The sequence below is a fragment of the Pseudomonas sp. LP_7_YM genome (assembly GCF_004364435.1).
Taxonomy (GTDB): domain Bacteria; phylum Pseudomonadota; class Gammaproteobacteria; order Pseudomonadales; family Pseudomonadaceae; genus Aquipseudomonas.
In genome coordinates this window covers 1-21,864 of sequence record NZ_SOCT01000017.1, presented here as the reverse complement: position 1 = coordinate 21,864, position 21,864 = coordinate 1, and the positions used below count along the sequence as shown (strand labels likewise).

Below are 21,864 nucleotides of genomic sequence, written 5' to 3'. Positions count from 1 at the left end.
CGAATGTTGGCGGGAGCATCGAAGCGGATCAGGCTTTACCGGGTAAACCTATGACACGACCGGTATAGCGCGGCGTGGGCTGGTCGTGCTGTGCCTCGATGAGCGCGGCAAGGGCGTGCAGCGATTGCTCGCTGAATGGGGCTGCTTTCGGCCCGGCTGCGAGGTCGACGTGCAGCAGCATTTGCTCGCTGGCCGCCAGTTCCTGTTCGCCGCCGGTTTTGTACAGACTGTGATAGAGCTGCACTCGCTTGCTGTCGTGGGCGACGATCTGGGTGCGCACTTCTACCTCTTCGTCGAGTTTGACCTCATGCAGGTAGTTGATGTGCGCCTCCAGGGTGAACAGCGAATGGCCGCTGGCGTCGCGGTCATCGCAGGCCAGGCCGATACGGTCCATGAAGGCGTCAGTGGCGTAGCTGAAGATCAGCAGGTAGAAGGCATCGCGAAGATGGCCGTTGTAATCGACCCAATCGGCGAGGATTGGAGTTTGGTAAGTGCTCAGGGCAGGCATGGGGTCTTCCGGGTTATGTGGATTGATCGTACCCACGCTCTGCGTGGGCACGCCTCGGGTGACGCGCTGCGTCGTAGGGATGCGGAGCGTCCAGAGCTGCATTCCCACGCGCAGCGTGTGGAACGATCAGGCGGTGGCGGGTTGGCGATCAATCCTCAAACGCCATTCCATGCCTGGCCTTGGTGTTGATCGTACCCACGCTCTGCGTGGGCACGCCTCGGGTGACGCGCTGCGTCGTAGGGATGCGGAGCGTCCAGAGCTGCATTCCCACGCGCAGCGTGTGGAACGATCAGGCGGTGGCGGGTTGGCGATCAATCCTCAAACGCCATTCCATGCCTGGCCTTGGTGTTGATCGTACCCACGCTCTGCGTGGGCACGCATCGGGTGACGCTCTGCGTCATAGGGACGATGAGCCTCCAGAGTTGTATTCCCACGCGCAGCGTGTGGAACGATCAGGCGGTGGCGTTGGCGATTACTCCTCAAACGCCATCCCAGTGGATTGATCGTACCCACGCTCTGCGTGGGCACGCCTCGGGTGACGCGCTGCGTCGTAGGGACGCGGAGCGTCCAGAGCTGCATTCCCACGCGCAGCGTGTGGAACGATCAGGCGGTGGCGTTGGCGATTACTCCTCAAACGCCATCCCATGTGGATTGATCGTACCCACGCTCTGCGTGGGCACGCCTCGGGTGACGCGCTGCGTCGTAGGGACGCGGAGCGTCCAGAGCTGCATTCCCACGCGCAGCGTGTGGAACGATCAGGCGGTGGCGGGTTGGCGATCAATCCTCAAACGCCATTCCATGCCTGGCCTTGGTGGTTTTCACGGCTTCCAGCACCGCCAGCAGGCAGTCGTCGCGATAACGTTCCAGTGCCGAGATGCTGTGACTGCCCAGCTGATCACTGGTGCCGTCGACCACATCGTCGATCAGCTTGTCAGTCAACTCTGGGGCAGGCAGGTAGGTCCATGGCAATTGCAGCGCCGGGCCGAATTGCGCCATGAAGTGGCGCATTCCTGCGTCGCCGCCTGCCAGGGTATACGTCAGAAAGGTGCCCATGAACGACCAGCGCAAACCCGCGCCGAAGCGAATGGCGTCGTCAATTTCGCCGGTGGTCGCCACCCCATCGTTGACCAGGTGCAGCGCTTCACGCCATAGGGCTTCGAGCAAACGGTCGGCAATGAAACCAGGCACCTCCTTACGCACATGCAGCGGCCGCATGCCCAGTGACTCATACACCTTGATCGCCGCTTGAACCGCTTCCGGGGCTGTGTGCCTGCCGCCGACCACTTCGACCAGTGGCAATAGATACACCGGGTTGAACGGGTGACCCACCACGCAACGCTCCGGGTGAATCGCATGCTCATAGAACTCCGACGGCAATAACCCCGAGGTGCTGGATCCGATGATCGCGTCAGGTTTGGCAGCGGCGCTGATCTTGTTGTGCAGGTCCAGCTTCAGATCCAGACGCTCCGGCGCGCTTTCCTGAATGAAGTCGGCCTCCCGCACGCACTCTTCGATGGTGGCGACGAAACGCAGGCGATCCTGAGAGGCGCCAACGGCGAGGCCTTTCTGTTCGAGGGCAGGCCAGGCATTGGCAACACGCTTGCGCAATGCAGTCTCGGCACCGGGCGCGGGATCCCATGCCACGACGTCCAGACCGTGGGCGAGGGCGCGCGCAACCCAGCCGCTGCCAATGACACCGCTACCCAGCGCGGCGAAGGTTTTGATGTGGGTGATGAAGATCATGTTGATGTCCTGACGAAAATGCGTTGGTCGATGCGGTCAACTCTGGGAGCGAATGCCTCTGCGAGGGCAGGTACAGCCCACCGATTCGGCGTTTGTTAAACCGCTCCACGAATGAATTCGCTGCTACAGGGGATGTGGTGACACTCGGTGTCAGAAACGTTTTGTCAGCCCCATCTTCACGCGACCCTCGGCCGGGGTCATGACCCGAGCACCCAAACGGTTGAGGATTTCGCTGGCGCGTTCGACCAGCGCGCCGTTACTGGCCAGTACGCCTTTATCCAGCCAGATGTTGTCTTCCAGTCCGACGCGCACGTTGCCGCCCAGCAGCACCGCTTGCGCAGCCATTGGCATCTGCATGCGCCCGATGCCGAAACCGGCCCAGACCGCATCGGCTGGCAAATTGTCGACCATGGCCTTCATGGTCGTGGTGTCTGCCGGTGCGCCCCATGGGATGCCCAGGCACAGCTGGAACAGCGGGTTATCCAGCAAACCTTCTTTCATCATTTGCTTGGCGAACCACAGGTGGCCGGTGTCGAAGATTTCCAGCTCGGCCTTCACGCCCAGCGCCTGAATGCGCCTGGCGCCTGCACGCAGCTGCGCCGGGGTGGACACATAAATGGTGTCGCCGTCGCCGAAGTTCAGCGTGCCGCAATCCAGTGTGCAGATTTCCGGCAGCAGGGCTTCGACGTGCGCCAGCCGCGTCAGCGGGCCGACCAGATCGGTCGCCGGGCCGAAGTAGGTCGGACGTTCGCCCGGGCCGATTTCCAGATCGCCACCCATGCCCGCCGTGAGGTTAACGATGATGTCGATGTCAGCCTCGCGGATGCGCTCCATGACCTCGCGGTACAGCTCGACATCACGGCTGAACTTGCCGGTTTGTGGATCCCGCACATGGCAATGCACGACGGTTGCGCCGGCCTTGGCGGCCTCGACGGCAGCGGCGGCGATCTGCTTCGGGGTGATCGGGACCAGATGGCTTTTCCCGGTCGTGTCGCCAGCACCGGTGAGTGCGCAGGTGATGATGACGTCGTGATTCATGGATGAGGTTCCTTACAGGCCAGGTTCGTTTGCGTCGCAGGCTTTCGGTGCCCGCTTTTGAGGTGCAACGCTACGCAGGCCATGGCGCCTCAACGCGCACAGCGGCGACAAGCTCTTGCACAGCAGCGACCTGCGCTGTTGCCCAGCTTCGGGAACCGGTGTATTGGATTGTGCGTCAGCGGGTGCAATGCCCCTCAAATCCTCAAGGAACGCGCCAACGATGTCCCAGGATTTCTACTTTCTGCTCATGCCCGGTTTTTCGATGATGGGGTTCGTCTCGGCAATCGAACCCCTGCGCGTGGCCAATCGCTTCGGCGGCGAGCTGTATCGCTGGCATGTGCTAAGCGCCGATGGCGGTCCGGTGATTGCCAGCAACGGGATGTCGGTCAATGCCGATGCCGCGCTGGAGCCGCTGAAAAAGGGGGCGACGCTGTGTGTCATGGCCAGCGTCGAGCCGTTGAAGTTTTACACCTCGGCCCTGGAGCACTGGCTGCGGCGCCTGGACCTCGAAGGCGTGACCTTGGGTGCGATTGACACCGGCAGCTTCGTCCTGGCCCAGGCCGGCTTGCTGGAAGGTTATCGCCTGACGCTGCATTGGGAGGCGCTGGGTGCCTTCAAGGAAACTTACCCGAGCCTGCAAGCGACCCAGGAACTCTTCGAAATCGACCGTCGGCGTATCAGCTCGGCAGGCGGCACCGCATCAATTGACCTGATGCTCGACCTGATCGGTCAGGCCCACGGCCCGGGCCTGGCGATCAACGTCTCTGAACAATTCGTGCTGGGCCGCATTCGCCAGCGCAAAGACCACCAACGCCTGCAGATCGCCACGCGCTACGGCATCAATAACAAGAAGCTGGTGCAGGTGATCGGGATGATGGAACAACACACCGAGCCGCCGTTGAGCACCCTGGCGCTGGCCGATGGCATTCAGGTTACTCGCCGTCAGTTGGAGCGCCTGTTTCGCCTGCATTTGAATGACACGCCGAGCAACTTCTATCTCGGGCTGCGGTTGGAGAAAGCCCGGCAACTGCTGCGCCAGAGCGACATGAGCGTGCTGGAAGTCAGCATCGCCTGTGGCTTCGAATCGCCTTCGTATTTCACCCGTAGCTACAAGGCGCGCCATGCGGTGTGTCCACGGGAAGATCGGGGACGGTTGGTGCGGGAGCACAGGCTCGTTTGACTGCGGATTATTGTGAATTATACTCACGACCATAAATTATGGTCGCTGCAATAATTGGGTATAAATCATGACGAAGCGCACTGGCTTTGTATTCAGGCGCGACAGTCTTGCGCTCACTGTCGCGCGAGGGCTCATCGGCGAAGGCTTGCACGATTACGCCTCCGGGCTGTTTCTTGCCGCACCGCGTCGAACCGGCAAGAGCACCTTTCTGCGTGAGGATCTGCTGCCGCAGTGCCTGAAACAGGATTGGCTACCGGTTTATGTCGACCTGTGGGCAGACCGGGAAAAAGATCCCGCCGAGTTGATAAGTTCGGCAATCGCGGTCGCTCTGGTGCCGTACGAGAAAGGTATTCGCAAGCTTGCCAAGTCTGCCGGAATCGAAAAACTCAACTTCCTGCGCACGCTGTCCTGGGATTTTACCCAGCCGCAATTGCCTGAAGGCGCGACGCTGACCCAAGCGTTAGAGCTGCTCAACAATGCGTCGCAGAAGATGATCGTACTGATCATCGATGAAGCCCAGCACGCCCTGACCAGTGAGGCCGGTGTTAACGCAATGTTTGCGTTGAAGGCTGCACGAGATGAGCTTAATCAAGGGTTGGAGCGCGGCAACGGCGGATTGCGTCTGGTGCTCACCGGCTCCAATCGAGACAAGCTGGCGCATCTGGTGTTGAACAAAAATCAGCCTTTCTATGGTTCGAGCATCACGCCGTTCCCGCTATTGGGCAAAGACTTCACCCAGGCTTACACCGCGCACCTGAACAGCCACCTGGCGCAAACCAATCAGTTCTCTGCGGCTAATATTGATGCTGCGTTCGACCTGGTAGGGCGCCGCCCTGAACTGCTGCGTACGATCATCGGCGATGTCGCATTGGAACTTGGAGAGGCGCAAAATCTGGGCGAACTGCTTCGTAACAGTGCCCAACTGCTGCGTGCAGGTGTGTGGGAAGAGTTCGAAAGCACCTACAACGCGTTGACCCTGCCGCAGCGCGCGGTGCTTCGGGTTATGGCTGATCGTGCGTATGACAACCAACCCTTTGCGCCATTTGCCGATACCACGGTGCTGGCGGTGGGCGAGGTGCTGAAGGCTTTGAACAGCGACGTTGTGCCCGGTACACAGACCATTCAGGCGGCCATCGACTCGTTGCGGGAGAAAGAGCTGGTCTGGAAATCCAGTCGCGGGGCCTATGCGTTGGAGGACAAAGCGTTCGGCGAGTGGCTGCGCCAGCGCAGGGGTTAAGAACACCCATGCGTGATTTTGAGGTCCGTAACCCTGCCGCAGTCAAAGCGTTAACAAGGACAGCGTTATTTGATGCCCTTCATCAGCGCCGAACACGCCGCCTTGTACGCCTCATGCTGATATTTGTTCAGCGCGGCAGGCAGTTCGAAGCTGTGCTTTTTCATCTGGGCATTGATGGTCTGCGGTGAGAGCAGCACCACGTCGCAGTCATCCAGCAGTTGGAAAACCGTTTCGATCTTGAAGGTTGTCGGGCCGCCAGCGAATTCGCCTTTCTTGCTGCGTTTCTTGATAGCGATGTGGGCAATACCGTTTTCGCGGACGAATGTCGCGATCTGTTGCGCGAACGCTTTGACATTGCCGGCCTCGTCATCGTCCTCCAGCGCTATCTTCTTGATTGCCAGTGGCAGGTGTTCGAGGGCGCCGGACGCGCGAGTGGCGACAGCGAAGATGGCTTCGCTGCCTTTGATTTCTACGCCGCAGATGTTCATGTGCCTACCTTGAGCTGGTGAAGGGCATCAGGGTAGCGCATTGGTGATTCATTCTGCCTGCAGGATGCTATCCAGATACTCCGACCGCTCGTCGCTCGTGCGCGCTGTGCAATCGTTTTGGCCGATGTTGAATTCCTTGGTGCCTTTTCTGGCCGGGAATACTTCAACCTCGCAGTCGGCGTCGCGCAGAATTTTCCAGGCGTCCTGGGCGGTTTTCAGTTTGGCGATGAAATCATTGGCCTCGGCCTTGTTGGCGCCGTACTGAGTGTTCACACGCTCTATCAGGTTGCCGAAGTTTTCACCGAGCAGTTTCACCGCAGTATCGCGGCTGTAGACCGAGCACTCCAGGGTCTGCTTCCCATTGTCCTCGTCCACGCCGTCGCACGGGGTGGCGTCGGGGTTTGCCGCTGCGTGTGCGCCTGTCGCCAATAGAGCCAGAGCCAGAAAAATCGTCTTCATTGGGGGTTCCCGATTCAGTGATGCTCAGGATTCTCGCCCAAGCGCGCGGCAAAGAACAGTTATCAAATGCGGGGAGCGTCCGTACGAAGTAAGCCGTTGTCGCTTGTTGACGGTTTTGACCATTTTGCGGTCGCATTTGCTCGCCAGGTTTAGGATAGCCAATGCTCTAGGCCGGGCTGCAGCGTTGAGTTTTCGTTGAAAAGACAACCGTCCTGCAGAAAATTCTGAAACTTCCGTCGAGGGTTCGCGTGACGGTTTTCTTCATGTAGGATTCAATCTGCGCTGTTAACACGCGCTCGTAAACGATGACGATCAAGCAACTCAAGGAGAGAACTCATGGCGCTTGACGCGTTTATCCAATTCGACGGCATCCCGGGTGAGAGCCTCGACGACCAGCACAAGAACTGGATCGAAATCCTCGGCTATAACTTTGGCACCCATCAAAGCGCATCGGCAACGGCCAGTTCGGCGGGCGGTGCTTCGTCAGGCCGAACCACTGTTACCACCTTCAACTTCTCTAAATTCCTCGACGCCGCCAGTGCAAAGCTGCTGCAGGCAAGCTGTGCAGGTCAGCACTTTTCAAAGGTGACCATCGCGGTACACCGTGCCGGTGGTGACAAGCTCAAATATTATGAAATCGTCCTCGAGGAAGTGATCATCGCTGACTATGCCCAAAGCGCGAGCGACGGCGTGCCTCGCGAAGTGGTGCAGCTCGATTACGGGCGTATCAAGACCAACTACGTTCAGCAGCGTCGCAGCGATGGTGGTGGGGGCGGCAACGTGACGGGTGGCTGGGACCGTATCAAAAATACAATTTACGCGTGAGGGGTGTTCATGTCCCAGCCCTTCAGTTTCGTTAATGAGCGTATGCAGACGTATCAGGCCATCAAAGCGAGCTTGCCCTTGGGGCGGCGCCTCGCGGAGAAGTTCGATGTAGTCAATGCGCATATCCGTAACAACGTCGTGGTTGCCGGTGAACTCGTCATCATTGGCGATGATTCAACGGCCGCCTGTACGGCTGAAGAAGCGGAGCTTATGCGCCTGGCTGCCGTCACTCATCAAACGCTGGTAGACAATGATGCAGGAGGTGACGACTTCATAGTCGCCAACCACGAGTTCCTGACTCGGCTCATCAGCACTACCTCCATCGGTGTCGATATGGCGCTTGACGGTTGGGAGAAACATCTGGAAAACGTGAAAAAGACGCTTGAAAGCATCGACGTCTTGCACAAGCAGTACCTGACATCGGGTACGGTAATCGAGCGAAACCTGTTCTACACCAAACGCCGCCAGCTCTTTGACCAGCTTGATAAGTTGCTGAAAGGGTTTCTCAAGTTTGGCACCGGTCTGCGTAACACCGGGTCCATCAAACAGATGCTCGGTATCTCGACCAAAAGCTACCTGCACACGGGCGAGATCCGGAATTATGCCGAGAAGCTGGCGGGCGTGGCCCGGGCGTCGAAGCTGATCAAGAGGGGGGCTTACGTGGGGATTGTGCTAGACACGGCCTCGACAGCCATTGATATCAAAACGGCATGTTCTACCGGGCGAGAGGATGAGTGCACGAAGGCTAAATATGTTGAGGGTGGGAAGCTGGTTGGTAGCTTGAGCGGGGCAGCTTTTCTAGGCTCACTAAGTACTGTTGCGGCGACTTTGTTGTGCGTAACAGTGTTAGGGCTGACAACTGGGCCAGGAGCGTTGGCGTGCGGTGTAATCACAGGCGCGACAATGGGGTGGGCGGGCGGTGAGGCAGGAAGTTACGCTGGAGAAAATATAGGTGATTACCTTTATGAGACTATTGAGTAATGACGAACGTTGAACCAGGCTTCATCGCCTTAATCATCATGGTCCCGTTATTGTTGGATCTTGTTGCGATCATAGTTGTAACTTGCTGTGTTAGGCACAAAATAGATGTCTTGCTATCTGATTGCTCTGTGGTTGTGGACCATAAAGTGACGTTCGGGGGGTTGGGCATAATGGGGGACGTTGTGAGGGTGGGCGTGGTCGGTACAATCTTTATGTTTCCAAAGCTCTACTTAAGAAAAGGATTCATCGACCTAAGTCAGGTAGCTGCCTTTCCAAAAAAATTACGATATCTGATTGTTATCCCTTGGGTCATTGCAGTTGTAGTAGCGACGGCGCTAATGTTATTTAGGCTGTGGGGGTATATTTATGACATCAAGCCCGGTAGCTGATTCGGACGGCAAGACACGGCGCCCTCATGTTCGGACACGTCTAAGTTGCTAATGTTTACACTGGTTATTTTGAGTATATGGATCAAATCTTATAATCCGTAACTGGCCTCTCAGCCAATGGATATGTGGTCTTGCATTTGAATGGGAATAATTGATTCGGGGTTGGTTGCTACGATCGTAATGGCATTGATTCTTCTCAGTCTGATCACCCTCGTCATTACAACCTGCGTGGCACGGCGGAGAATCGATACGCTGCTGTCGAGGTGCACTGTTGTAGCTGATCATAAGGCCACGTTTGGGGGGTTAGGGTTTATAGAGGATGTGATAAGGGTGGGAACGGTTTGCACCATTCTCTTAATTCCCAAAGCCTACGCCAGAAAGAACTTCATTGATGAGGAGCAGGTTCAGGAATTTCCATCGGGTCTGAGATTTTTGATTGTGAGTGCTTGGAGCCTGATTTTCATTGCTGCGCTTGCGTTGGTCGCTTTCCGATTTTATATGTACCTCTATGATATTCATCCATCGGGGAAGTGAGCCCATGTGTGAAGCAATATGGGTTGAAGAACCATTGAATAGTAGCTGGCACTGATTCGGCAGCCGGACTGAGTGATCCAGTGCCGGCATCGCAGCTACTTTTTTCAGTTGTCGTCGATCATGAGGCTACATCTTAGGGCTTGGTGTGATGGGTGACGTAGTGCGGGTAGGCGTCTTGGCAATTATTTTTTCTCTCTCCAGAGCCTTTTGTTATGCGAGGAGTCATTGATCTGTGCAGTGCAGATATAAGCTGTGTCGCCGTGATTGCGTCCTTCGCCTTCATTCTAATAATAGTGCAGACGTTGGTTCTCGCTTTTTACTTCAAAAATAAAATAGACGAGTTGCTTGGCAATTGTGAAGCTATAAAGAATCCCAGTTTACTCTTTAGCCAGCCTGGCGTGTGGAACGGAATAACTAAGCTGGGAACCGTTGCCACGATTTTTTTACTGCCAAAGACTATGCTGAAGTATGGTTTTATTGATCCCGTTCAGGTAAAGGCATTTCCTCCAACGTTCAAATACATAATCCTGATCCACTTTTTCATGACCTTATCGGTTTTCTTTGTGTTGGGTATGCTTCGGCTCAGATCCTATCTGTGCGGCGTTTGGAGATTTTCTAGACCTCAAGTGGCGATGCCGTCCCGTACTCGCCTTTGATTTGGTGAAGCTGCAGCGCTTTCGGCCCCATCACCCCCCTTTGTCGTTTCTTGACGCTTTCGGCAATTCCCCTGTCGTTTTTGCACCCGGCTCATCCGACCCTCAGGCATATGCTGGCCCCAAAGCGCCGGCAGACGTTTCGGCGCGTGATTGACCAAAGGGGACAGCCTGATGAGCCCAGCCGAATTGCACGCCGACAGCATCGTTATCGACGGGCTGATCATTGCCAAATGGAACCGTGAGCTGTTCGAGGACATGCGCAAAGGCGGACTGACCATGGCCAACTGCACGGTGTCGGTGTGGGAAGGTTTTCAGCAGACCGTCAACAGCATCGCCTCCAGCCAGAAGCTGATCCGCGAAAACAGCGATCTGGTAATTCAAGTGCGCAATACCGCCGATATCCGCAAGGCCAAGGAACTGGGCAAGACGGGCATCCTGTTCGGTTTCCAGAACGCGCATGCTTTCGAAGATCAGATTGGTTACGTCGAGATCTTCAAGCAACTGGGCGTGGGCATCGTGCAGATGTGCTACAACACCCAGAACCTGGTGGGCACCGGCTGTTACGAGCGCGATGGCGGGCTGTCCGGCTTTGGCCGTGAGATCGTCGCCGAAATGAACCGGGTCGGCGTCATGTGCGACCTGTCCCACGTAGGTTCCAAGACCTCCGAGGAGGTCATCCTCGAATCGAAGAAGCCAGTGACCTATTCCCACTGCCTGCCTTCAGGTCTGAAAGAACACCCACGTAACAAGTCCGACGTCGAGCTGAAATTCATTGCCGACCATGGCGGTTTCGTCGGCGTGACCATGTTCGCCCCGTTCCTGGCCAAGGGTATCGACTCGACCATCGACGACTACGCCGAAGCCATCGAGTACGTAATGAACATTGTCGGTGAAGACGCGATCGGTATCGGCACTGACTTTACCCAGGGCCACGGCCAGGAGTTCTTCGAATACCTGACCCACGACAAGGGCTACGCCCGTCGCCTGACCAACTTCGGCAAGATCATTAACCCGCTGGGCATCCGCACCGTCGGTGAATTCCCGAACCTCACCGAAACCCTGCTCAAGCGCGGCCACCCCGAGCGCGTGGTGCGCAAGATCATGGGCGAGAACTGGGTTCGTGTTTTAGGCGATGTCTGGGGCGAGTAACCCTTGCCCGATCACTGAATGTCTGCCTCTCCCGTTCGCGGAGAGGACATCCAAACGAATTTTTCTGGAGTTAAGTTTCCATGGCCAAGATCGCCCCGCAATTGCCTATCGAAGTCGACAGCGAGACCGGTGTCTGGACCTCCGACGCCCTGCCGATGCTGTACGTGCCTCGGCATTTCTTCGTCAACAACCACATGGGCATCGAAGAAGTATTGGGCGCCGAGGCCTACGCCGAGATTCTTTACAAAGCAGGCTACAAATCCGCCTGGCACTGGTGCGAGAAAGAAGCCGAGTGCCACGGCATCGAGGGTGTTGCAGTGTTCGAGCACTACATGAATCGTCTGTCGCAGCGCGGCTGGGGCCTGTTCAAGATCCAGGAAATCGACCTGGATAAAGGCACCGCCAGCGTCAAGCTGGAGCATTCGGCCTTCGTTTATGTGTACGGCAAGGTTGGCCGTAAGGTCGATTACATGTTCACCGGCTGGTTCGCAGGCGCCATGGACCAGATCCTGGCGGCCAAAGGCAGCTCCGTTCGTACTGTCGCCGAGCAGGTTTACGGCGGATCGGAAGAAGGCCACGAAGATGGCCTGTTTGTCGTAAAACCGTTGTAAGCCGAGGACCGTGTCATGGCTTTCGAAGCAATGTTTCAGCCTATTCAGATCGGCAAACTCACCATCCGCAACCGCGTCCTCAGTACCGCGCACGCCGAGGTCTACGCCACTGATGGCGGCATGACCACCGACCGTTACGTGAAGTACTACGAGGAGAAAGCCAAGGGCGGCATTGGTCTGGCCATTTGTGGCGGCTCCTCCAGCGTTGCGATCGACAGCCCGCAAGGCTGGTGGAAGTCGGTCAACCTGGCGACCGACAAGATCATTCCGCATTTCCAGAACCTGGCTGACGCCATGCACAAGCACGGCGCCAAGATCATGATCCAGATTACCCACATGGGCCGTCGCTCCCGCTGGGATGGCGACCATTGGCCGACCTTGCTGTCGCCGTCGGGCATCCGCGAGCCGGTCCACCGCGCAACCTGCAAAACCATCGAACCGGAAGAGATCTGGCGCGTGATCGGCAACTACGCCAGCGCTGCAGCCCGTGCCAAGGCCGGTGGCCTTGATGGTGTCGAGTTGTCGGCGGTGCACCAGCACATGATTGACCAGTTCTGGAGCCCGCGCGTCAACAAGCGCACCGATGAATGGGGCGGCAGTTTCGAGAACCGCATGCGCTTCGGGCTGGAAGTGATCAAAGCCGTGCGCAAGGAAGTCGGCCCTGACTTCTGTGTGGGCCTGCGTATCTGCGGTGATGAATTCCACCCGGACGGTCTGAGCCACGAAGACATGAAGGAGATCGCCAAGTACTACGATCAGACCGGCATGATCGATTTCATCGGGGTGGTGGGCTCCGGTTGCGACACGCACAACACCCTGGCCAACGTTATCCCCAACATGAGTTATCCACCGGAGCCGTTCCTGCACCTGGCCGCCGGGATCAAGGAGGTGGTCAAGGCGCCGGTCTTGCACGCGCAGAACATCAAGGACCCGAACCAGGCGACGCGTATTCTCGAAGGCGGTTACGTCGATATGGTCGGCATGACCCGCGCGCACATTGCCGACCCGCATCTGATCACCAAGATCAAGATGGGGCAGGTCGACCAGATTCGTCAGTGCGTGGGTGCCAACTACTGCATTGACCGTCAGTATCAGGGCCTGGACGTGCTGTGCATCCAGAATGCTGCGACTTCCCGCGAATACATGGGCGTGCCGCACATCATCGAGAAAACCACCGGCGTCAAACGCAAAGTGGTGATCGTCGGTGCCGGCCCTGCGGGGATGGAAGCGGCGCGGGTATCTGCCGAACGGGGTCACGACGTGACGCTGTTCGAGAAGAAGGACGCGATTGGCGGCCAGATCACCACGGCGTCGAAAGCGCCACAGCGGGACCAGATTGCCGGTATCACCCGTTGGTATCAGCTGGAGCTGGCGCGCCTGAAAGTCGATCTGCGCGTGGGCACGGCGGCGGATATCGCGACCATTCTGGATTTGCGTCCCGATGTGGTGGTGCTGGCCGTCGGCGGTCATCCATACCTTGAGCAGAACGAGCATTGGGGCGCGGCCGAGGGCTTGGTGGTCAGCAGTTGGGATGTGCTCGATGGCAAGGTGGCGCCGGGCAAGAACGTGCTGGTCTACGACACCATCTGTGAATTCACCGGTATGTCGGTCGCCGACTTCATTGCCGACAAGGGCAGCCAGGTCGAGATCGTCACCGATGACATCAAGCCGGGTGTGGCCATTGGCGGTACGTCGTTTCCGACCTACTACCGCAGCATGTACCCCAAAGAAGTGATCATGACCGGCGACATGATGCTGGAGAAGGTCTACCGCGAAGGCGACAAGCTGGTGGCAGTGTTGGAGAACGAATACACCGGCGCCAAAGAGGAGCGGGTGGTCGATCAGGTGGTGATCGAAAACGGCGTGCGCCCCGACGAAGAGCTGTACTACGGTCTGAAGCAGGATTCGCGCAACAAGGGCCAGATCGACATCGACGCCCTGTTCGCCATCCAGCCACAGCCTTCGTTGAGCCAGCCAGGCGATGGCTATTTGCTCTTCCGCATCGGTGATTGCGTGGCGCAGCGCAATACGCACGCGGCCATCTACGACGCGCTGCGGCTCTGTAAAGATTTTTAGGCACCGACGATCGTTCCCACGCTCTGCGTGGGAACGTCCTGATAGGCGCTCTGCGCCCGCTTGGGTGACGCGGAGCGTCATCGAATGCATTCCCACGCAGAGCGCGGGAACGATCAGGCCCTAGCCAAATCCTCGGTCTTTGGGAGCTCCACATGTTAAACACCCTTCTTCCCATCCTGCTGTTCGCGGCCTTGGGGCTGGCGATCCTCGGTGCTCTGCGGCGGGCAGCCATGTGGCGCAACGGGCGTGCGTCAAAGGTCGATTTACTCGGCGGCCTGCTGGCAATGCCCAAGCGCTACATGGTCGATCTGCACCACGTGGTCGCGCGCGACAAATACATCGCCAACACCCACGTTGCGACAGCGGGGGGCGCAGTGGCGTCCATTGTGCTGGCGATTCTGGTCCATGGTTTCGGCCTGCATAACCGCATCCTGGGTTACGCACTGTTGCTGATGTCCGCGGTGATGTTCGTGGGCGCGATTTTCATGTACCTGCGTCGTCGTAACCCCCCGAGCCGTCTGTCGAAAGGCCCGTGGATGAGGCTGCCGAAAAGCCTGCTGGCGTTCTCCGGCTCTTTCTTTCTGGTGACCCTGCCGGTGGCAGGCATCCTTGCGGAGAACTTCGGTGGCTGGCTGCTGGCGATCATTCTCGGGGTCGGTGTGCTGTGGGGCGTTTGCGAGTTGTTCCTGGGCATGACCTGGGGCGGCCCGATGAAGCACGCCTTCGCCGGTGCGCTGCATCTGGCTTGGCACCGACGCGCCGAACGTTTCGGCGGCGGTCGCTCCACTGGCCTTAAACCGCTGGACCTGACAGACCCGAATGCGCCGCTGGGTGTGGGAAAACCCAAGGATTTCACCTGGAACCAGTTGCTGGGTTTCGATGCCTGCGTGCAGTGCGGCAAGTGCGAAGCGGCATGCCCGGCGTTCGCGGCAGGTCAGCCGCTGAACCCTAAAAAGTTGATTCAGGACATGGTGGTGGGTCTGGCGGGAGGCACAGACGCCAGCTTCGCGGGCAGCCCCTATCCGGGTAAAGCCGTGGGCGAGCATGGGGGTAGTCCGCATCAACCGATCGTCAACGGGCTGGTGGACGCCGAAACCCTGTGGTCCTGCACCACCTGCCGCGCATGCGTGGAAGAGTGCCCGATGATGATCGAGCACGTGGATGCCATCGTCGACATGCGCCGCCACCTGACGCTGGAAAAGGGCGCAACCCCGAATAAAGGCGCTGAAGTTCTGGAAAACCTCATCGCCACTGACAACCCCGGCGGTTTCGCACCGGGTGGGCGGATGAACTGGGCGGCGGACTTGAACCTCAATTTGATGAGCGAGAAGAAGGCGGTCGACGTGCTGTTCTGGGTCGGCGATGGCGCGTTCGACATGCGCAACCAGCGCACCCTTCGCGCGTTCGTCAAGGTGCTGAAAGCGGCCAAGGTCGATTTCGCGGTGCTGGGACTTGAAGAGCGTGACAGCGGCGACGTAGCCCGTCGTCTCGGTGATGAGGCGACGTTCCAGATGCTCGCCAGGCGCAATATCCAGACGCTGTCCGGATACAACTTCAAGCGTATCGTTACCTGCGACCCGCACAGCTTCCACGTACTAAAAAATGAATATGGGGCTTTCGATGGCAACTATGTGGTGCTGCACCACAGTACCTACATGGCCGAGCTGATTGGCAACGGTGCGCTGAATCTGGGACAGCACAAAGGCGCCAGCGTGACCTATCACGACCCCTGCTATCTGGGCCGCTACAACGGCGAATACCAAGCACCACGTGACGTGCTCAAGGCATTGGGGATCGAGGTGATGGAGATGCAACGTTCCGGTTTCCGCTCCCGCTGCTGTGGCGGCGGCGGCGGTGCGCCGATCACTGATATTCCCGGCAAGCAGCGTATTCCCGACATGCGTATGGACGACATTCGCGAGACTGGCGCTGAGCTGGTGGCCGTGGGTTGCCCGCAGTGCACGGCGATGCTTGAAGGCGTGGTTGAGCCGCGCCCGATGATCAAGGACATCGCTGAACTGGTGGCCGAAGCGTTGCTTGAGGAGGCCCCGGTCAAACCGGCTGCCGTCAAACGTGAACCTGCGGAGGCCCATTGATGAGCGACATTATCCGCCGCGACCCCCGGGCCGAATGGATCGCCCGTAACCGCTTGCACCCGCTGCACGCCACGATGCAACCCACGCAGAGCAGCTGGATGGGGCCCAATGGCGTCATCCGCAAGAACGTCCACGGCATCGGCTTCATCGGCCCCAACGGCATCAAGCGTATCGACCGCAGCGGCGCGCAGCAGGGCGCAGCGGTCAAGCGTTCTGCGTCTGTTGAAGTGCAATTGCCACTGCATCAGGTCGCCGCGCCGGCTTTCTATATCGCTGTTGTACCCGACATGGTTGGCGGCCGCCTGAGTAGCCACGATCGCGACCTGCTGGGGCTGGCGCATGGCTTGGCGGGCAAGGACGGCGCGGTATTGGCCGTCGTTTTTGGCGAGCACAAAGAGACAGCATTCGACGCGGCGGGTGTGGATCGCCTGCTGGTATTGGAAGGTGGCGAGTTTGCCGGTTACTCCCCTGAGCAACGTGTGCAAGGTTTGCGAGCTGTGGATAACCAGTTCGGCCCGCGCCACTGGCTGCTTCCCGATAGCCGCACGGGCGGCGGTGAATTGGGTCGGCGGTTTGCCGCAAGCATCGGTGAACGCCCAGCGACGCGCGTCTGGCAGGTCAAGGATGAACAAGCCACCGGCCGCGCAGGCGCGGGCCGTGAAGATCTGATGCGGCACGTGTCGCGCCTGATTCTGGCTGCTGCAGAGTGCGCCGAGCCGGTCAGCGAAACCCGTCACGAGGCGTTGCCCGTAGAGTTGTCCACAACCATCGCCCGCAGCTTGCCGCGTATCGAAGACCTGGGTGCAGTGGCGGTCGACCCCTCGCTTATCCCCATGGCCGAAGCGGAATTCATTTTCTCAGGAGGCAATGGTGTCAAGGATTGGGACCTGTTTCACCGCACGGCAGAGGCATTGGGTGCCACCAAGGGCGCCTCTCGCGTTGCCGTGGATGACGGTTTCATGAGTCGCGATCGACAAGTGGGTGCATCCGGGACCTGGGTCACCGCACGGGTTTATGTGGCGGTGGGTATTTCGGGCGCGATCCAGCATCTGCAAGGCATCGGCGCCTGCGACAAGGTAGTGGCGATCAACCTCGACCCCTCCTGCGACATGATCAAACGCGCGGATTTATCAGTGATTGGCGAAAGTGCGGCGATACTCGGTGCACTGATCGACGCCGTCCAGGCCTACCGCAACGGAGCTAAACGCGATGCAGCCTGACAACAAATCGCCTGTGGATAAAAGCTGCATCCATATCATCAGCCTGGTTTCCGTCGGCGCGCACCCGACTTCCGGCCGTCCGCGCCGTGCTGAACAGGACGCCCGGGCGGTCGAGCTGGGGCTGCAACTGGCTGGGGATAACTTGCACGTGCTGCATGCCGGCAATGCACAGGAACCAGCGCTGCGGGCCTATCTGGGCATGGGACTGAACGAGCTGCATGTGCTTGAGCAACCGCAAGATGCCGATGCGCTGCCGGGTCTGGCTGATTACATACGTGAATCCGGCGTGCAACTGGTGCTGACCGGCAGCCAGGCGGAAACCGGAGAAGGCTCCGGGATGCTCCCGTACCTGTTGGCCGAAAAACTGGGCTGGCCGCTGGTAGTAGGCATGGCTGAAGTGGAATCCATGAGCAACGGCACCGCCCAGGTACTCCAAGCATTGCCTCGCGGCCAGCGCCGTCGCCTCAAAGTCCGCCTGCCGTTCCTCGCCACTGTGGACAACGCCGCGCCCAAGCCTCGTCAGAGCGCCTATGGCCCAGCGCAGCGGGGGGTTCTGGACGTTGAGGAGGTGGACGTGGTCATCGACGAGTTATTCACAAGCGCTGAACTGACGCCTGCCAAGCCGAGGCCAAAGCGGTTGAAGGTGATCAAAGCGAAAAGCGGTGCCGATCGCATGAAAGCGGCAACCGCCAAGGCCACTGGCGGCGGTGGGCAAGTGCTCAAGGATGTCAGCCCACAGGAAGGGGCGGCGGCGATCCTGAAGTTGTTGGTGGAGGAGGGGGTGGTACGGTGAGCTAAAAGCCTAATTGGCTAGCCTGAGGCGGGCGACATTAGCCATATCATCCGCCCGCGGCTGTAGGCGCGACGCGCCTAGCTGTCAACAGGATGCGAAATTCGTTTTGATGATGCCGCCTGCTACGACTATGCTGACCGCAAAGGTTGTCAAAAAAATCGTTCTATGAAACTCGTTGAGTTTCTTTTTCCTGTCCTTGCGTAATTTATAAATGATTGGATAAGTTGCACATAATGTACAAGCGCCAATCGCCATTATTAATAGTCCGTCGTTGCATATTATATTCATTGGTCGCGTAATACTTTGGTATGAGCTGAGCGGGCACCCGTCCAGCGGGACTCGCTTTAGGGCTCGAGGTTAGTATCCGCCGCCGCAATAGTTTAATCCAGTAGGATCAGCGGGAGTCGAATCATTGATGATTTTTTCAACACCGCCTCCAATTAGTCCAGCGTGGAAACCAACTTCCGCTCCCGCTACAATGGCCGGAAATGTTGCCGGCCCACCAAAAAAACCAGCAGCAGCCCCCGCTGCGGCGGCGCCTGCAAGGCCCGCAGCACTCCCTTGCCCTGAGCCGATCGCATAGCCGCTGTAGCTGGCAGCACCCACAGCTGCTCCCCCTGCTGCGCCTGCAGGCCCAAAACCTCCTGAAATGATTTTCAAATCTGTGACTGAGAGTTCTCTCATGTTTTATTTACTTCATATAAAAGTAGCTATGGATTTAAATCATTTAGTTTATAAATCTAACTAGCCTGTACGAATATATTTGCTATTTCTCCTCTCTCAAGTTCAATGAATCGCGAGGCTAAAGTGAGGCTCTCCCTACGGTGAGCAATGATAACTATAGTGCAGGAAAGCATTTTTAAAGACGAAATTATATGCTGTTCGCTGTGTAGGTCCAAGTTGTTGATGGCCTCGTCCAATAATAATAGTTTTGGGGTTTTATAGAGCGCTCTTGCTAAGAAAAGCCGCTGCCTCTGCCCTGACGACAGAGTCGAGCAACCATCACTAATAACTGTAAGGTATCCCATTGGAAGCTTGTTGACGATAGCATGAAAGTTTGCAGATTTAGCAGCGTTTTGAATTCTCTGCATGCAGGGGTTTAAATCGAAACCTGATATATTTTCGGAAATTGATCCCGCTAGTACCTGATCTTCTTGCAACACCGTGCCCGTGATGGTGCGTAAGTGCGTGGTGCCAAAATCAGTAGATTTAATACCGTTGATCAGCACTTGGCCCCTACTAGGCTGCAGTACACCTAGGATTATCTTAGCTAAGGTTGATTTGCCACTGCCTGATCTGCCAACTATCGCAAGATGCTCCCCGGGGGATAGTGTCAGGTTTATATCTCTCAAAATCCAAGGCGACAGTGGGCTGTGTCTGAACGATACGTTTATCAGCTCAATTTTTACTGGTGTATCATCCCGGCAGAAATAGTGCGATTCTACATTTTCTGGATCCTGCAGCGCAATATCAGCTAGCCTGTCGCAGTGAACCGACTGCATGCACCAGTCAATAATGATGTTAACCATTTTGGAGAACCGACTGGTGAAGTTTCCTTTAAAGCCGATAAAGGCAACAAGCATGCCTATGCTCATTTGCGACTCAATTATTGCGCCACCTGCAATGTACAGCACACACATCGACTCAACACCAAAAATAAGTGTGTTCACGCCTGAAGCCGTAATATGAATTTTTTGGGTTGCGGTGTCTCTATTCTGCACATCCACAATCATACTATTCCACCGGCTACAGCGGTAAGCAGTATTGCCTAACATTTTCAATGTCAGCACGGATCTAATACTCTCCAAGAAAAAAGCATGCTCGTTGGCTGAAAGTACGAGTCTTTCGGCCGTGGCATTTCTGAGAAATGGGTAAAAGATTGCTTGAGTAGACGCATAGCCAAGGCACGCGACAATGACTACACCCAGCAAGGTTATGCTATATATGCCCATGAAAATTCCGGCGCATATTAAGACTATAAAATCCGTTGTAATGCCGATAGTGATGGTCAGTAAGAAATCCTTAATTGGCCTAAGTGCGGAAAAGCGGCTGCTTATTTCACCCAGCTGCCGGCCCTGGAAGTAGCTCAAAGGCAACCGGATTAAATGTGAAAATAAATTAGATGTCCACTTAAGGCCTATTCGCTGATTGAGTTTGAGTTTTGCAACTTCGCTCAGGACACTGAGCGCGAACTGACATAAGACAAGTAATATACCTCCCATCGCAGCTACTAACAAAAAATCCTTATCATGAGAGGTAATCGCGCCGTCTATCACTACCTGTGAAATTAATGGCATGACCAGTGTTACGGTTTCCAGAATGGCTACCATCAAAATTATGAAGGAGAGCGCTGCGCGCTCATCCTTCAGTCCCCTAACCAAGCTTGTTAACGATATCGCAGGCGAGATCTTCTTCGGGACAAACGCTTCGGATGGCGTCAGTTCTAGTGCTACACCGGTGAATGACTCCGAAAGTACAGCGTGAGAAATGGTTTTTCTTCCGTAGGCGGGGTCCACGATGACGATTTTACTGCCGCTCGCGGATTCTAGGACCACAAAATGATTCATTTTCCAGTGCAATATGCATGGCGTTTTTAACTCTTCCAGTTCATGTGGCTCAAGTCTGAGCACACGACTATTGACTTTGATTTCGTCGGCAAGTTGAACGATATCGTGGGCTGTCATAGCGCTGCCGTGTGTATTTACGCGACCGGCTAACTGACGAACGGTGACGTTTAGTCCGTGATGGCAAGCGATCATTGCGATGCATGCGAGCCCGCAATCATTTGTGCTTTCCTGAAAAATTGGAATTATCATGTTCACGGTTTTTTTCGATTAGGTATACGGACCGATAGTACATCTTGCTTGACCATTTCATTTATGAATGACCTCACATCTGTTTCTGAAGATTCGGGAAAATTCGCTAGTAGCGTGTCTAGCGTTATAACTCTTTTCTCAGAAATAAATTCTACTATGTCTTTGCTCAATCCTGTCACCTTGAGTTTTATGCCGTTGGTTATAAGTTGGTCTCCCCGCCATGCGCGGCAGTCAGTCGCGTTTACACCTATCAAAGTATCGCCTGGAATTGCTGTAGCGTTGGAATTTCCAAAAAACTCGATAGCATAAGGTGACTCTATCCTTTGTTGCGCACTGAACCATTGCAGGAAATCTTGTTGGTTGTTTGTCGCTTCTAAGGCGTCTTTGAGTTCCAGACCTGCTTGCTGGAGACTGCCTGTGCGCAGCAGTTCCTCATCAAACGGAAGTCTGAAAATCTCTGATTCAGACGAGATCCGATCCACTAGCCAGTTTAGATAGTCAGTCACATAAGGCGGGTAGGTACCAACGGCAAGATGAAATGTCTCGTCGCCCGAAGCGGTGACCTCATGCCACCATCCTCGCGGCAAATAAAAGACATCGCCCGCTTCCAGATATATGTCTATTGTAGGAACGTCGGTACATGCCTGCTCCTTTCCTACACTGGAATTCTTGTAGAGCGGATTACCTTCTGTGGGAGCGTAGATCGTCCAGCGCTTTTTACCTATTAGTTGGACTGCAAAGACATCGTGGGTATCCCAATGATTGCCAAAAGATGGCTCGGTTCCGAAGGCTGCATAGCCGCTCACGATGGTCTGCCTTCCGGTAAAGTGGGCAATTTGAGTCCTGACTTGATCAATTTGCGAGCAGTTCTCTATTTTGTTGAGCGCAAGACTTGCTCCTTCGCACATTAAATTATAGAGCCTAGATTTTATTGTTCGGTATTTGGTGGTGAAGACCTCTTGATACTGCTCTAGGGAAACTCTGAAAAAGACTTCCTAATTTGGCAAAATCTCCGGACACCAGTCGCCGAGCTTTTCGATGATGAAACAGATGACCTTCGCCGAC

The 21,864-nt window shown here is 56.5% G+C and carries 19 protein-coding genes; 11 read left to right on the top strand and 8 right to left on the bottom strand.

Features of this window, described 5'->3' with window-relative positions; all coding sequences use genetic code 11:
* Positions 1-28: 28 nt before the first annotated feature.
* The 3 genes from EC915_RS23205 to EC915_RS23195 all read right to left on the bottom strand — a co-directional run bounded on the left by EC915_RS23205 (position 29) and on the right by EC915_RS23195 (position 3,289).
* Positions 29-508 carry a thioesterase family protein gene (locus EC915_RS23205; RefSeq protein ID WP_133752846.1) on the bottom strand — a complete coding sequence of 160 codons (480 nt, stop codon included), beginning with the start codon at positions 506-508 and terminating at the stop codon, positions 29-31.
* Positions 509-1,285: 777 nt separating this feature from the next.
* Entirely contained in the window at positions 1,286-2,251 is a 966-nt protein-coding gene (locus EC915_RS23200; RefSeq protein WP_133752845.1) for an L-carnitine dehydrogenase, read from the bottom strand.
* Between the two features lie 150 nt (positions 2,252-2,401).
* Positions 2,402-3,289 carry a 3-keto-5-aminohexanoate cleavage protein gene (locus EC915_RS23195; protein WP_133752844.1) on the bottom strand — a complete coding sequence of 296 codons (888 nt, stop codon included), beginning with the start codon at positions 3,287-3,289 and terminating at the stop codon, positions 2,402-2,404.
* Between the two features lie 220 nt (positions 3,290-3,509).
* On the opposite strand from EC915_RS23195, the gene EC915_RS23190 reads away from it, so the two are divergent.
* Together EC915_RS23190 and EC915_RS23185 are read left to right on the top strand one after the other, a co-directional pair.
* Entirely contained in the window at positions 3,510-4,469 is a 960-nt protein-coding gene (locus tag EC915_RS23190; protein ID WP_133752843.1) for a GlxA family transcriptional regulator, read from the top strand.
* A 67-nt stretch (positions 4,470-4,536) separates the two neighbouring features.
* Positions 4,537-5,706: a hypothetical protein gene (locus EC915_RS23185; protein WP_133752842.1), complete on the top strand. Its 1,170-nt coding sequence runs from the start codon at positions 4,537-4,539 to the stop codon at positions 5,704-5,706.
* Positions 5,707-5,771: 65 nt separating this feature from the next.
* Here EC915_RS23185 and EC915_RS23180 read toward each other — a convergent pair whose 3' ends face one another.
* Together EC915_RS23180 and EC915_RS23175 are read right to left on the bottom strand one after the other, a co-directional pair.
* A complete protein-coding gene (locus EC915_RS23180) occupies positions 5,772-6,194 on the bottom strand; it encodes a DUF3010 family protein (RefSeq protein ID WP_133752841.1) in 423 nt (140 codons plus the stop codon).
* Positions 6,195-6,242: 48 nt separating this feature from the next.
* Positions 6,243-6,653 carry a lysozyme inhibitor LprI family protein gene (locus EC915_RS23175; RefSeq protein WP_133752840.1) on the bottom strand — a complete coding sequence of 137 codons (411 nt, stop codon included), beginning with the start codon at positions 6,651-6,653 and terminating at the stop codon, positions 6,243-6,245.
* 336 nt (positions 6,654-6,989) lie between these two features.
* Between EC915_RS23175 and EC915_RS23170 the strand changes: the two genes are divergently transcribed.
* The 9 genes from EC915_RS23170 to EC915_RS23130 all read left to right on the top strand — a co-directional run bounded on the left by EC915_RS23170 (position 6,990) and on the right by EC915_RS23130 (position 17,983).
* Positions 6,990-7,478 carry a type VI secretion system tube protein Hcp gene (locus tag EC915_RS23170; protein ID WP_122624457.1) on the top strand — a complete coding sequence of 163 codons (489 nt, stop codon included), beginning with the start codon at positions 6,990-6,992 and terminating at the stop codon, positions 7,476-7,478.
* Positions 7,479-7,487: 9 nt separating this feature from the next.
* On the top strand, positions 7,488-8,459 hold the full coding sequence (locus tag EC915_RS23165) for a hypothetical protein (protein ID WP_133752839.1): 972 nt from the start codon (positions 7,488-7,490) through the stop codon (positions 8,457-8,459).
* 569 nt (positions 8,460-9,028) lie between these two features.
* On the top strand, positions 9,029-9,382 hold the full coding sequence (locus tag EC915_RS23160) for a hypothetical protein (RefSeq protein ID WP_133752838.1): 354 nt from the start codon (positions 9,029-9,031) through the stop codon (positions 9,380-9,382).
* A gap of 827 nt (positions 9,383-10,209) precedes the next feature.
* On the top strand, positions 10,210-11,187 hold the full coding sequence (locus EC915_RS23155; RefSeq protein ID WP_133752837.1) for a dipeptidase: 978 nt from the start codon (positions 10,210-10,212) through the stop codon (positions 11,185-11,187).
* A gap of 80 nt (positions 11,188-11,267) precedes the next feature.
* Positions 11,268-11,798 (top strand): DUF5943 domain-containing protein, encoded by a 531-nt coding sequence (locus EC915_RS23150; RefSeq protein ID WP_093468445.1) that lies wholly within the window; start codon positions 11,268-11,270, stop codon positions 11,796-11,798.
* A 15-nt stretch (positions 11,799-11,813) separates the two neighbouring features.
* The gene (dgcA, locus tag EC915_RS23145; protein WP_133752836.1) at positions 11,814-13,874 is read left to right on the top strand and encodes a dimethylglycine demethylation protein DgcA; all 2,061 of its coding nucleotides are present in this window, start codon (positions 11,814-11,816) and stop codon (positions 13,872-13,874) included.
* 152 nt (positions 13,875-14,026) lie between these two features.
* A complete protein-coding gene (gene dgcB / locus EC915_RS23140) occupies positions 14,027-15,970 on the top strand; it encodes a dimethylglycine demethylation protein DgcB (protein WP_133752835.1) in 1,944 nt (647 codons plus the stop codon).
* Positions 15,970-17,190, top strand: a complete 1,221-nt coding sequence (locus EC915_RS23135) for an electron transfer flavoprotein subunit alpha/FixB family protein (RefSeq protein ID WP_133752834.1) — start codon at positions 15,970-15,972, stop codon at positions 17,188-17,190. The genes dgcB and EC915_RS23135 overlap by 1 nt, the downstream gene beginning before the upstream one ends.
* The gene (locus tag EC915_RS23130) at positions 17,180-17,983 is read left to right on the top strand and encodes an electron transfer flavoprotein subunit beta (RefSeq protein WP_133752833.1); all 804 of its coding nucleotides are present in this window, start codon (positions 17,180-17,182) and stop codon (positions 17,981-17,983) included. Before EC915_RS23135 ends, EC915_RS23130 begins: the two co-directional genes overlap by 11 nt.
* 357 nt (positions 17,984-18,340) lie before the next feature.
* On the opposite strand, the gene EC915_RS23125 is transcribed toward EC915_RS23130, so the two are convergent.
* From EC915_RS23125 to EC915_RS23115, 3 genes are read right to left on the bottom strand one after another with little or no spacing between them, the layout of a single operon-like run.
* Entirely contained in the window at positions 18,341-18,667 is a 327-nt protein-coding gene (locus tag EC915_RS23125; RefSeq protein ID WP_133752832.1) for a hypothetical protein, read from the bottom strand.
* A 56-nt stretch (positions 18,668-18,723) separates the two neighbouring features.
* Complete coding sequence (locus EC915_RS23120) at positions 18,724-20,799, bottom strand: peptidase domain-containing ABC transporter (RefSeq protein WP_256658818.1); 2,076 nt, start codon at positions 20,797-20,799, stop codon at positions 18,724-18,726.
* Positions 20,800-20,801: 2 nt separating this feature from the next.
* Positions 20,802-21,707, bottom strand: a complete 906-nt coding sequence (locus EC915_RS23115) for a JmjC domain-containing protein (protein ID WP_372237947.1) — start codon at positions 21,705-21,707, stop codon at positions 20,802-20,804.
* Positions 21,708-21,864: the final 157 nt, after the last annotated feature.